The following is a 12,988-nucleotide window of genomic DNA, read 5'->3' as shown; positions in this document are numbered from 1 at the left end:
GTAAATAGTATTCGCTACGGGTGGACATTCTCCTGCAATTCATGCAAAAGTTTTGTCAGTTTATGTTGAAAAAAACTCCGGTCTTCGTCAAGCAGTTTTTTGGGCCCTTTGCCATACTTTCCTTGCTTCCTCGCCTTCGCCTGATGGTGACGGGAATCCAGCATGAAATCGATATCCGCATTATGGAAAATACGACCACGAAAAGAAATCACATGGCATGATTTGGCAAGCGCAAGTGCAGCCAGTCCATAATCCTGCGTCACCACGATATCCCCCCTGGATATGTGGTTAGCGATGTATAGATCCGCACTTTGATCACTCCGATCCACCTGGACCGTCGTAACCCCTTCTTCTGCCTGCTGCAGATGATCATAGGAAGAAACAAGCAGTACCGGCACACGAAATGTACGAGCAGTCTCTGCGATTTCCTTCTTGACTGGACATGCATCACCGTCAACCACGATCGAAATGGAGTTGCTTTCGTTCATTCGCATCACCGGCTTTTATCGTTAATCTTGGGATTCATCTTTATGCTGTATATTATTATATACGTCTTTGACCGATTAAAATCCTGCTTCTAAGAAAAACGTCTATCGACGTACTTTCACAGAAGACAGACCGCGTATAGCGGAAGTTTTTCTTGCGAGATAAGGATGGTAAGCCTCTGAAGCTTATACTTTCTTATCTCTTCAAATAAACAATGACCCTCACTTGCTTGATTCCGTCCGTTCATAGCGAAAGCGCCATCCCGTGCATAATCACGGGCTGTCGCTTTCACTGAACAATGCATTATAACATTAGTAAAATCATGCTGTCACTACTACCACACTAATTTTGTGAAATCGGCATAACGCTTCAAATCTCCATCAATACCGGAGAGCAGTGCGAGACGATTGGCCCGAACGGCTTCGTCCTCAGCCATGACCATAACGGAGTCGAAGAACCCGGTAATCGGTTCTTTGAGTCCACCCAGCAAGGACAATGAACGTTCACCGTCAGCAGCTTGCAGCGCGGCTTGGTAATCTTCGCGGATCGCGCTCCAAGCTTCATAAAGCTTGCCTTCTTCCGTTTCCGTAAACAGTTCAGGATTGACCGCAGCCTTGCCGGCCTTGGCAGCCAAATTGCTGACCCTGTTGAAGGATTCCACCGTCGCCTTGAAGTCCTGGACATGATCCACAGCATTCATCAGCGCGTGACCGCGGGATACAACCGACACCACATGATCAAATCCAGCGGTAATCACGGCATCCACCACATCATAACGCTGATCTTCGGACAGCAGCTTCTTCACGCGAAGCCCGAAGAACTCTTTAAGGTCCTTACGGATTTCATCCACCGAGCGCTTCAATACGCGAATGTTCTCATGAACCTCCAGGGCCACGCCGAAGACGTCCGATAACGTCACCGGGAATTTGTGCTCCAAGATGATCTGAACGATGCCCGCAGCCTGACGGCGCAGTGCGTAAGGATCCTGGGACCCTGTCGGAATGATGCCGATGGAGAAGCATCCCACAATCGTATCGATTTTATCCGCGATACTTACGATGGATCCCACCGAGGTGGAAGGCACTGCGTCACCGGCGAAGCGAGGCTGGTAATGCTCAAACACCGCTTTGGCGACCTGCTCCTTCTCACCGGCTTTTCTTGCATAATCCTCTCCCATAACCCCCTGCAGTTCAGGGAATTCATAAACCATCTGGCTCACCAGATCGAATTTGCAAATATCAGCTGCACGGCTCACAGAATCGGCTTCGTCAGCCGAAATGCTAAGCTTCGCGGACAACTGATCGGAAATCCGGCGGATTCTGCGGACCTTATCACCGATGGTCCCCAGCTCCTCATGGAAAACGATGCTCTCCAGCTTCGATAAGGCATCTTTGATCTGAAGCTTCTGATCTTCCTCATAGAAGAATTTGGCGTCCGACAAACGAGCCCGCAGCACCTTCTCATTCCCTCTTGCGATAACGTCAAGGGAACGGCTGTCTCCGCTGCGCACCGTTACGAAGAACGGAAGCAATTGTCCCTGCTTATCCAGTACAGGGAAATACCGCTGATGCTCACGCATTGAAGTAATTAATACTTCCTGCGGAATATGGAGAAATGAGGAATCGAATGATCCATACAGCACAGTTGGAGTCTCAACCAGGAACAATACCTCTTCGAGCAAATCATCCTTGATGGCGATATTCCAATCCTTCTCTTTGGCCAATGCCTGAATCTGCGACACAATCATCTCTTGGCGTTCATTCACGTCTACGATGACATGCTGCTCGCGCAATACATCGCGGTAAGCGGATGCCTCAGGAATAACGGCTTCTCCGCCAAGGAAACGGTGACCACGGGTCACGTTGCCGGCCTTCACGCCCGTAATTTCCAGATCAATCGTCTCACTGCCGAGCAAAGCGACCATCCACTTAATCGGACGAACGAATTTAAATTCGTGCGCCCCCCAGCGCATATTTTTCGGAAATGTCATCGAAGTCAAAATTCCAAGAAGTCCTTCGGACAGGATCGACTTCGTATCCACGCCGACGCTGTTCTTCGTCACATAGATATACTCTACCCCGCCGAGCTCCTTAAACGTAAAACTCGCGGGATCTACGCCCTGGCTTTTTGCAAAGCCAAGCGCTGCCTTGCTCCACTGTCCGCTATCATCCAATGCGATCTTACGGGAAGGCCCTTTCACTTCTTCGCTGACGTCCTCTTGTTTGTCCGCAACGTTCTGTACCCATACCGCCAAACGCCGCGGCGTAGCATATGCCGTTACTTCGCCATGTCCGATTCTGGAAGCATCCAGCCATTTGACTAATTTGTCTTGAAGCTGTTCCATCGCGGCGCGCAGAAATCTCGCCGGGACTTCTTCCAGACCGATTTCAAACAATAAATCCTTAGACATGGTCTGCGCCCCCTTTCTTAATCAGCGGGAAGCCCAGCTTCTCGCGCTCCTCCAAATATGTGGCTGCAACCTGACGAGCCAGGTTTCGCACGCGCATAATGTATCCCGTTCTCTCCGTTACACTGATCGCCCCTCTGGCATCCAGCAGGTTAAACGTGTGGGAGCATTTTAGAACATAATCGTACGCCGGGAATACTAAATTTTGGTTCATTGCTTTGTTCGCTTCTTCTTCATACATGTTAAACAGCGTAAACAGCATCTTCACGTCGGATACTTCAAAAGTGTACTTCGAATGCTCGAATTCCGGCTGATGGAATACGTCTCCATAGGTGATGCCGTCTACCCATTCCAGATCAAACACATTCTCTTTATCCTGGATGTAGGAGGCAAGACGCTCCATACCATAGGTAATCTCTACAGCGACTGGGCTAGCGTCAATGCCGCCAACCTGCTGGAAGTACGTAAACTGCGTAATTTCCATACCATCCAGCCATACTTCCCAGCCAAGGCCCCATGCACCAAGCGTCGGCGCTTCCCAATTGTCCTCAACAAAACGGATGTCATGATCAAGCGGGTTGATGCCAAGACGCTTCAAGCTCTCCAAATACAGCTCTTGAATATTGTCCGGCGAAGGTTTCAAAATGACCTGAAATTGGTGATGCTGATACAGACGGTTCGGGTTCTCTCCATAGCGGCCGTCAGCAGGGCGACGGGAAGGCTCTACATAAGCCACATTCCAAGGCTCGGGTCCGATCGAACGCAAATATGTCATCGGGTTCATCGTACCGGCACCCTTTTCCGTGTCGTACGGCTGCACGATGATGCAATTCTGTTCTGCCCAAAATTGCTGCAGCGTCAAAATCATCTGCTGAAAATTCATGATTTTAGCTCCTTTACATTCTTTTTCTAATTCATTCCGTCATACGTATCCATTCTCTGTACAACAAAAAGCTCTCGCCCTACGCCTGTTGTACAGACATAGGGACGAGAGCTGTAGCTTCCCGCGGTTCCACCCTACTTGGCCCTGCTGCGTCGCCTACAGAATCTTGGTCTTCAGCGATCAACAAAACCCACTTTATCGTTTCATCATGCTCCCGGGTGCCCTGTTCATGAATATCTCCCACCAGGCTTCCACCGCCCCCGGCTCGCTATTTCGCGGATCGATCATTCACTACTTTCCCGTTCAATGCATGTCAGTATTCAAAAAACTAATAAACTGATAAATATAATACCTCATTCTATATCTTACGTCAAATATTGTACTTGTCCATTTGATCCAAAAAGTTTTGCGATTTCAGACGCAGCCCAAGCTGCATATCCATCAAGGCCCGCATGATTTTTTTGAGCTCGGCCTTCGTTTCGTCCTTTACATCCACATTGCCGAGCCGTCTTAAATCCAGCCGTCCAAACAGGCGGAGCAGCTTCAACGTTCTGGGCGAGATCGCCATCGCCGGCGGATCCAGATGCTTGCAGTAACGGCACAGGACGCCGCCAAGACGGGGGCTCACCAGCAAATCCTCGTCTTTTCTCGGCTGATTGCACGAGATGCACACATCCAGCTCCGGCCCGTACCCTGCGGCCTGCAGAATTTTCATCTCGTACAGATTGATGATAATTTGAGGATCCTTATCCTCCTGAAGAGCCTCCAGACAAGCTTTGAGCTGATGAAACCAAAAAGCGCCCGTCTCCTCATCCTGCAGCACCCGATCCAAGAGTTCGCAAGCATAAGAAGCATAGGCGGCTTTCACAAGATCCTCCCTGAGCCCGTGATGAGACTCCATGATCTCACCGGCATTCAAGTTGCCGAGCCCCGTACCATTTCGGAAGAAAACATACTCTCCATAGGTAAATAGCTGTGTCAGAGCAGCATGTCGGCTTTTCACCTTTTTTGCTCCTCTGACCAGCACGCCTACCTTGCCCGATTCTTTGGTGCAAAGTGTAATGATTTTGTTCCCTTCACCGTAGTCCATGCTGCGGATGACAATCCCTTCCGCCCGATATAGCATGCGCTTTCCCCCAACCATTCCTGGAACAACCAATAATTACTCGTCTTCTTCATGCGGGGCCGCCTCATCTTCAACGGATGCAGCTGTAAGAACCGACTCACCCTCGGTTTGCTTATACAGCAAATACGCATCGACATCTCCAGTCATCGCAAAATACTTCCACGAAAAATCTCGCATTCGTATTCATCCTCTCTTCGGAAATGACGTTTCGCATCTACGAAAATTAGGATGTGCGCCTAGAGCAGATTTATGAAATGCAATTGTTGGCAGGCGGCGCCGTGTATGATTTGGCTCCGATTTGCACTACGGCTTTATTCCCCGCGGTGAAATCCGAGATCGCGAAGAACGCGTTCTTGGTTGCGCCAATCTTTTTTAACCTTCACCCAGAGTTCCAAGAAAATCTTGGACCCGAGCAGCCTTTGAATATCCTGACGAGCTTGTCTGCCAACTTCTTTTAACAGAGCACCCTGCTTGCCGATAATGATGCCCTTTTGGGAGTCACGTTCTACAAAAATCACGGCTGAAATATATACGGTTCCGTTCTCCTCCACCCGCATATCCTCGATGGTAACCGCAATGGAATGAGGAATTTCCTCTCTTGTCATATGCAAAATTTTCTCGCGAATCAGCTCTGCGCACACGAACTGCTCCGGATGATCCGTCACCTGGTCTTCAGGATAATACTGCGGGCCAGAAGGCAAATACTTCTGTATCTGTTCAAGCAGCGTGTCGACATTATTGCCGAGCTTCGCGGAAATCGGGACGATCTCAGCAAAATCATGCAGCTTCCGATATTGCTCAATCAGAGGCAGCAGAGCGGGCGGCTCAATCTTGTCGATTTTGTTCATGACCAGGATGATCGGAGTCTTGATCTTCTGCAGCTGCTCGGCGATATAACGGTCTCCCCCGCCGATTCCCTCGGAAGCGTCTACCAGAAGCAAGGCGGCTTCAACTTCGCCCAGCGTGCTCAAAGCGGTCTGATTCATGTAATCCCCGAGCTTGGATTGACGTTTATGAATTCCCGGCGTATCCAGAAACACCACTTGAGAATCGTTGGTCGTATAAACGCCATGAATTTTATTCCGTGTTGTTTGCGGTTTGTCCGACATGATGGCAATCTTCTGACCGATCACCTGGTTCATCAGCGTTGATTTCCCTACGTTTGGTCTTCCGATTATAGCCACAAACCCGGACTTAAATTGTTTTTTTTGCATACCATTCCTCCGCTACTGTTCCTGTATCTACATGTTGGGTAAACCTTGATATGTTCCTGTTCATTTGCAAACTTACTGCTTGTTTAAATCCCAAGGACCAAACGCTCCCGGCAGCAGTTCACTGACGGTCGTCTCCTTGATGTCACCCTTCATATTTCCCATGATCACCTTCATATCCGGCTTGCACAGCTCCACCAGCACTTGCCGGCATACCCCGCAAGGCGTGCACGGGCCTTCCGTATCGGCAATGATGGCAATGGCCTGGAAGCTTCCTGCTTCATGACCATCGGCAATCGCACGGAACAATGCTGTACGCTCAGCGCAATTGGTAGGGCCATATGCGGCATTCTCTACATTACAGCCAAGATGTACCTCTCCGTGCGAATCGAGCAGGGCTGCCCCTACCCCAAATGCCGAATAGGGTATGTACGCCCGCGTCCGTGCTTTAATCGCTTCCTGCATTAACAATCCTGCATCCATATCCAGTTCCTCCTATTGTTCAACTTGTCATTGATTGTATCCATTCCCATAGCGGTTCATAGAAGACCAGAATGCCGATTACGACGGCAAACACCGCTGCAACTAACGCTGCACCGGCTGCTGTATCCTTAGCCACCCGAGCTAAAACATGTTCTTCTGGCGAGATCAGATCGATAATGGCCTCTACTGCAGTATTCACCAGCTCCGCGATAAATACGAGGGCAATCGCCAATAACAAAAACAACCAGCTCATTCGATCCAATTGCAGCAAAGCTGCTGCGATGAATACAATCAAGGCAGCAGCAATGTGGATTTTCATATTGCGTTCCGTTTGTACAGCCGTCAAGATGCCGCGTATCGCGCACCCAAATGCCCTGTATAACGATTGTCTGTGCGGCTTCACTATCTTGTCAATCCTACTTCTGCAAGTACAGCCTCCTGCTTGCCCATCATTTCCGCTTCGCTCGCCTCATCCTGATGATCATATCCGAGCAAATGCAGAAATCCATGAACGAACAGAAAACCAAGCTCCCGTTCCAAGGAATGACCATATTCTTCGCTTTGCAGCTTCGCCCGAGGGACCGAGATAATGATATCACCCAGAACATCCGGCACGCTCTCCAGATCTTCTCCCTCTTCGATCTCATAAATGATCTCGAGCTCATCGTTCGTAATCTCATTCATTGCAAAGGAGAGAACGTCGGTCGGACGATCGATTCCACGATACTCCCGATTCAATTCATGGATCTGCTCATCATCGACAAAGGTCAGATCCACCTCTCCATCGGTTACGCCTTCAGCCTCTCCGGCCTTCTGAAGAATCACTTCAAGCAGGGCGATCAATTCCTCGCTAATCTGAAAATCCTCTTGTTCATTATTCCATGCCAGCTGCAGGCTCATTCTTATACGCTCCTTCTCTGTTCCTCACTCGTTGCGGATGTCTCGGAAGCAGTCGAGATATCGCCATTTGGTGCGGACGGCTTGGGACGCTTCACATCTTCCGGATATTCGATCCGGGAATGGAAAATCCCCATCACCGTTTCCTTTAATGTCTTGGCGATAATATCCAGTTCCTTCATCGTTAAATCACAATCATTAAACTGATGGTCATCCAGACGACCTTTGATAATCTTCTCGATCATCGATTCAACCTGTTCCACCGTCGGTTTACGCAATGAACGGACAGCCGCTTCCACGCTGTCAGCTATGCCGACAATCGCAGACTCCTTGGATTGAGCCTTCGGTCCTGGATAACGGAAATCATCTTCGGTAAAATCCGGATCGATGCCCTGCTCTTCAGCCTGACGAACCGCTTTATGATAAAAATAGTGTAAAAACGTTGTGCCATGGTGCTGCTCTGCGATATCCCGTATCGGTTTAGGCAGCTTGTACTCCTTGAGCATTTCTACGCCATCCCTTGCGTGAGCAACGATAATGGATTTGCTCAGCTTCGGTTCAATGGAATCATGCGGGTTCTCCATATTGTTCTGGTTCTCGATGAAATAGATCGGACGCTTAGTTTTTCCGATATCATGATAATAGGAACCGACGCGGCACAGCAGTCCGTTGGCGCCAATCGCTTCCGCCGCAGCTTCGGACAAATTCCCGACCATGACACTGTGATGATAAGTGCCGGGCGTCTCCGTCAACAGTTTGCGGAGCAGCGGATGGTTCGGGTTCGATAATTCCACCAGCTTCAGCGCCGACAGAATACCGAAGGTTACTTCGAAGAACGGCATTAACCCGATAACCAGGATGGCCGTTAACAAGCCGCCCGCGATGGCAAAACCGATCGAATACAGCGTTTCGCTCGTAGTCCATGTATCGTTATTGAGCAGCAGCATGATAAACACGATCAATGAGCCGAAGAGAGAAGCCATAATACCGCCCTTCAGCATCGTCGACCGCTGGCTCGCGCGGTGAATCGAGAAGATCGCCACGCAAGAAGTCACGGCTGCGAATAACCCGAACTTGAAGTCAAACAATTCGCCTTGGACGTTCAATATAACACTTGCCATGATGCTGAAAATGATAACGCTGAAATAGGCCAGCGAGGTTTCCAACAGCAGGGTAATCAGAATCGCGCCAATCGCGACAGGTGCAAGATATCCCACATACATCTGGGAATCGCTTTGCAGAAATGCGGTCAAATGCATGGGGATCAGCGTGATCACATACACCAGGACCAGCATTAGCAGCTGCGAGTTGTTATATTTAAATTTACCGGGTTCCGACTGCCGAATGAAATTGAGTATGCCAAGAGACAGCAAGACGGACAGAAGCAGAACGCCCAGCTCCGGCCAGTAATTGATATCGTCCTTCAGCAGGCCATTTTTACCAAGCAGCTCGTAAAGCTCCGGTGTGATCATCTGGCCCTTCGCTACGAGGATATCCCCTTGTTTGATAAATACGGGTGGGGTATTCTCTCTGGCCTCAACCTTCGCATTCTTCGTGGCAACCTCATCATAGAACTTGTTGGCCGTAATCGTTAAACTCGCCAATTCCTGAACGACTTCCCTGGCGGTCCGATCATTCAACGAGCTTGTGTTCACTCTCTCCGCCACGCGGGTACGAGCCGTATCGGCATCCACGATTTCGTTCAGCATCAGCCTGGATACAATCTCGCGAGCTACAGGCTTCATCTGAATAATATCTTCCGAATTCAACCTCGGTATCTTAATGAACGTTTCCTCAGGGATCCGATAGGTTTGTTCTTCGATAACCCGCTGCATTTCCTGAAGCAGCTCTTTGGAATAAGCTTCATTCGTGCTGTTGGCCGACACGAAGTTTTGCACGAATTCTCGGGCCATCCTCGGAATTTCTCTGCGATAAACTTCCACCTTTTCCGCGGAGCTTATATCCACGTCCTGATTCACACGTTCAATGCGATCAAGGATTTGTGTAACGAGAACGTCATTCCGCAGAGGAACGAGAGGGTAAATCGGCTGTACGTTCTCCGCCGCCGCCTCCTGTGCCTTCAGCGTTGCCTTGCTATCCTCAATTTGCACGGGCGCAACGATATTTTTTTCGCTTTTCGTATTGACCTGTATGTCATACCGCTCCGGCAAAAGCTTGGATGCTAGACTGATATAAAAGAGTAATGCAAGCAGCAAAAACAGAATATAGCGTGTTGCCACGCTATATTTCCATCCGCTGTTTTTACCCCATATGGACTTGTCCGTCGATGGTTCTTTGGAGGCCATTGCGACAATCCCCTTTAATCTTGGTTTTCTGCTGCTTTATCATAAGCGACGATGATTTTTTGTACTAAAGAGTGACGTACGACATCCTGTTCGGCAAAATAGACGAATCCGACTTCCTCAATTTCGCTTAATATCCTTTTAGCTTCGATAAGTCCTGATTTCTTGCCCCGCGGCAGGTCAATCTGGGTTACATCCCCTGTTATGACCATCTTCGAGCCGAATCCAAGCCGTGTCAGAAACATCTTCATCTGTTCCGGTGTGGTATTCTGTGCTTCATCCAAAATAATAAATGAATCATCCAGCGTCCGCCCGCGCATATAAGCAAGCGGCGCGATTTCAATCAACCCACGCTCTAGTGCCTTGGCCGTTTGATCCGGGCCCATGACGTCGTATAAGGCATCGTACAACGGTCTGAGATAAGGGTCAACCTTCTCCTGCAGATCTCCCGGCAAGAAGCCCAGGCTCTCTCCAGCCTCGACTGCCGGCCTTGTCAGAATGATCCGTTTGACGGATCCTTCCTTCAGTGCGGCAACAGCCAGAACAACGGCCAAGTAGGTTTTCCCTGTTCCGGCAGGACCGATACCGAATACAATATCCCGTTTCTTGATGGTGGTCACATAGTGCTTTTGACCGATGGTTTTCACACGAATAGGCCTACCCTTGAAGGTTGTCGTGATTTCGCCCTTGTACAGATCCAGCAATTGATCCGCTCTCAGATCCTTGGCAAGTTCTACTGCATAAAGAATATCACGCTCGGTCAAAATGTAGCCGTTGCGCACAAGCTGGAGCAGCACTTCAAACAGCTGCTGAAGACTCTCCACATTTCGATGTTGTCCCCGAATGGTGATGACCGCTTCCCGTGAATCAATCGTCGCAGGAATTTCTTTTTCGATTAATTTAAGAAATGTATCTTGTGGTCCGAATAAGGACAGACCTTCTGACGCGCTTTGAAGTAAAATTTGAATGCTGGTCGTTTGCTGTGACAAATAGCCTCATTCTCCTTGATCATATACTATGGGAAGTTCTTTCGCGATGGTCTCTTCCACCTCAAAAAGCACTTTCATATAAACTTTACCATTCTCTTTCTTATCATGCAAAATTTTTTGGCTCACGAATTTGGAATCCGCCCCATATTTCGCCAAAATATCCCGGCGTGCCCCCTCGATTCCTTCTTTCTTGGCTTCATCCTCGCTTATGGTCCGCTGGACCTCGGTAACCTCCATGATCTTTTCCGTCATCCAGCCGAGCGGCAGCACGCGCGTCCTCCAAGTAAGCGGATCATAGAAAGTCAAGGTCTCCTGCTGCGAAAACGGAATATCCCCGTAGCCCCACAACTGGACGGCCCGATCGCCAAATACGATATAGGACCGCTTCTTCCCTTCCCCCGTATAAACTTTATGAGTCTTCACCAATGGAATCTCGATATCGTATTCATGCCATACAAGGCCTTTCACTTCCCCTTTGGCTACAATTCGTTCCGAGTTTTCTTCATCGCCAAGTACACCGGAGATCAGAACGTCGCCCTTCTTTACCCGGCTGTTAATCCCTACTTTAGGAACCCCCTTCTCGGCGTAAATATGGGTGATGACAGCGTCCTGCGTACTGATCAGATGCCTTGGGCTCTGAAGCGGCGGTTTCTCCGGTACAGCCGCCTCTACGATCTGTATGCGTATGCGCGTCCCGTTGCGTTCCACCCCTACCCATGAAGTTCCCGGGAGGCGGGCCGTCATATTCCCGGACAGCTTGTCCAGCGATTGCAGCTTGAATATCCATTGAAACGGGTAGATCCCTTCCAACTTGGCCGCATCTAGCACATCTTCTGAAGCGATGGTTTCATTCCCCTCTACTTCCACGTTCCACACCATCGAGGAAAGTGTCAGCAGGATCATAAAAAACGCAACAACGCCGATAACAAACGCTTTGCGTTTCAGCAGGCGGCGAGCTTTGAAGGGGGATCCGTAGCGCCCCTTAATGCGCGTACGGCAGCCTGTCCGTTTTAACAGCGGACGGAGCCCTCTGAAATCCTTCAGCAGCAGCTTAAGCTCTGCTGAGTGAGCCCCTGTCGGTGTTACATCCCAAACCGGAATCCCCGCCTCCGCCAATGAATTGATGAATGCTTCCACATGCTCACCGCGAACAGCGAGCTTCAAATATCCTCGAAGATGGATCATCGTCGGAATCTTCACGGTTTCTCCCCCATTCCTATGTATTGAATATGATGAATGGTGCCAATGATGGTCACTTCATGACTTTGAATAGCCTGAATCGCAAGTCCGGTTCCCGAAATCTCCAAAGAACCTTGCGTTAAAGACAACACAAGTCGCTCCTCGGAAAAATGCCGGACTCCGCGATGATTTTCGATATGCAGCTCTTTATTGCCAATCAGGGTCAACCGCGGCAAATCAAATAACAGGTCCTGTGGCAAATCAAGCATTTCTTGGGTCCATTTCTGCAGCTTGCGGCTGATGCGGGACATATGGAGACTTTCCCCCTTCCTGTACTGTACACCTTATGCCCCATGAAGCTGTTTTATGAGATGAAAAGCAAAAAGACCGCCCCGTCAAAAAATCTGACGAGGCGGTCTCCCGCTTCTATGAATCTATTAACTGCATCCAATTTAACGCCGAGGATTCATGGAGCGCTTGGCACGCGGAGTTCCGAGAATTTCGGCCCAAACAATGCCATTTCGAGCTTGTTCTGCAAGAAACGATCCACTACCCCTAGACTGTTCAGGATCTTCGTCTTTGCTTTCGACAACCGTTTCAGGTAATGCGATGGTCATCTGGTTCAAATTGGAGTGAATTCGGTTCAAATCCCTCTCCATCATCTCGAGTCTATGATCTATGCTATCAGGGTGAGTCTTCATCTCTTCCTCACGTCTGGCTCGATCAATCTCTCGATGTTCAAGAGAGTATCCGTTTCCGGTATCCGTCTCTTCTTCATCCATCCGCTCGATCCGGGTGCTTTCCTGAACAGGTGCCGGACGGGAGACTTGTGGAGTCGTCTGTACCCGTCTTGCTTCAGGCCGCTGCTGCCCCGGTCTTGCAGGACGGTCCCCTTCGCCGCCAAAGGACGGCATACGGGGGTTTTTCCCCTCCTCAGGGTTCTTGCCGCGTCTTCCGAGGGCGGAGATAATGAAGAAGCCTATAACAGCTACAATGTAAATATTATCGAATAACCAGCTCACTA

The 12,988-nt window shown here is 49.5% G+C and carries 14 protein-coding genes; all 14 read right to left on the bottom strand.

The window, feature by feature from the left end:
• Window positions 1-14: 14 nt before the first annotated feature.
• Window positions 15-494, bottom strand: a complete 480-nt coding sequence (locus tag MKY48_RS09740) for a YaiI/YqxD family protein (protein WP_215157579.1) — start codon at window positions 492-494, stop codon at window positions 15-17.
• A 326-nt stretch (window positions 495-820) separates the two neighbouring features.
• Window positions 821-2,896: a glycine--tRNA ligase subunit beta gene (gene glyS, locus MKY48_RS09735; RefSeq protein WP_339271922.1), complete on the bottom strand. Its 2,076-nt coding sequence runs from the start codon at window positions 2,894-2,896 to the stop codon at window positions 821-823.
• Window positions 2,889-3,776, bottom strand: coding sequence for a glycine--tRNA ligase subunit alpha (gene glyQ / locus MKY48_RS09730; RefSeq protein WP_071223067.1), 888 nt, complete (start codon window positions 3,774-3,776; stop codon window positions 2,889-2,891). The genes glyS and glyQ overlap by 8 nt, the downstream gene beginning before the upstream one ends.
• A 370-nt stretch (window positions 3,777-4,146) precedes the next feature.
• Window positions 4,147-4,902: a DNA repair protein RecO gene (gene recO / locus MKY48_RS09725; protein ID WP_339271921.1), complete on the bottom strand. Its 756-nt coding sequence runs from the start codon at window positions 4,900-4,902 to the stop codon at window positions 4,147-4,149.
• 36 nt (window positions 4,903-4,938) lie between these two features.
• Entirely contained in the window at window positions 4,939-5,079 is a 141-nt protein-coding gene (locus MKY48_RS09720) for a YqzL family protein (protein ID WP_076320595.1), read from the bottom strand.
• 134 nt (window positions 5,080-5,213) lie between these two features.
• Window positions 5,214-6,116 carry a GTPase Era gene (gene era, locus MKY48_RS09715; RefSeq protein ID WP_339292837.1) on the bottom strand — a complete coding sequence of 301 codons (903 nt, stop codon included), beginning with the start codon at window positions 6,114-6,116 and terminating at the stop codon, window positions 5,214-5,216.
• Window positions 6,117-6,188: 72 nt separating this feature from the next.
• Window positions 6,189-6,596 (bottom strand): cytidine deaminase, encoded by a 408-nt coding sequence (gene cdd, locus MKY48_RS09710; protein WP_339292836.1) that lies wholly within the window; start codon window positions 6,594-6,596, stop codon window positions 6,189-6,191.
• Window positions 6,597-6,615: 19 nt separating this feature from the next.
• Entirely contained in the window at window positions 6,616-6,999 is a 384-nt protein-coding gene (locus MKY48_RS09705; RefSeq protein ID WP_076320592.1) for a diacylglycerol kinase family protein, read from the bottom strand.
• Window positions 6,999-7,496: an rRNA maturation RNase YbeY gene (gene ybeY / locus MKY48_RS09700; RefSeq protein ID WP_076320591.1), complete on the bottom strand. Its 498-nt coding sequence runs from the start codon at window positions 7,494-7,496 to the stop codon at window positions 6,999-7,001. The genes MKY48_RS09705 and ybeY overlap by 1 nt, the downstream gene beginning before the upstream one ends.
• A 2-nt stretch (window positions 7,497-7,498) precedes the next feature.
• The gene (locus MKY48_RS09695; protein ID WP_339292835.1) at window positions 7,499-9,799 is read right to left on the bottom strand and encodes an HDIG domain-containing metalloprotein; all 2,301 of its coding nucleotides are present in this window, start codon (window positions 9,797-9,799) and stop codon (window positions 7,499-7,501) included.
• 14 nt (window positions 9,800-9,813) lie between these two features.
• A complete protein-coding gene (locus tag MKY48_RS09690; RefSeq protein WP_339271919.1) occupies window positions 9,814-10,785 on the bottom strand; it encodes a PhoH family protein in 972 nt (323 codons plus the stop codon).
• A 6-nt stretch (window positions 10,786-10,791) separates the two neighbouring features.
• Window positions 10,792-11,985: a sporulation protein YqfD gene (gene yqfD / locus MKY48_RS09685; protein WP_339292834.1), complete on the bottom strand. Its 1,194-nt coding sequence runs from the start codon at window positions 11,983-11,985 to the stop codon at window positions 10,792-10,794.
• Window positions 11,982-12,275 carry a sporulation protein YqfC gene (yqfC, locus tag MKY48_RS09680; protein ID WP_098742710.1) on the bottom strand — a complete coding sequence of 98 codons (294 nt, stop codon included), beginning with the start codon at window positions 12,273-12,275 and terminating at the stop codon, window positions 11,982-11,984. The genes yqfD and yqfC overlap by 4 nt, the downstream gene beginning before the upstream one ends.
• A 141-nt stretch (window positions 12,276-12,416) precedes the next feature.
• A complete protein-coding gene (locus MKY48_RS09675; protein ID WP_339292833.1) occupies window positions 12,417-12,986 on the bottom strand; it encodes a hypothetical protein in 570 nt (189 codons plus the stop codon).
• Window positions 12,987-12,988 lie beyond the last annotated feature (2 nt).

Origin of the sequence: Paenibacillus sp. FSL W8-0187 (assembly GCF_037969755.1) — a bacterium.
Taxonomy (GTDB): Bacteria; Bacillota; Bacilli; order Paenibacillales; family Paenibacillaceae; genus Paenibacillus_AQ.
This window is presented reverse-complemented; position numbering and strand designations above follow the sequence as displayed.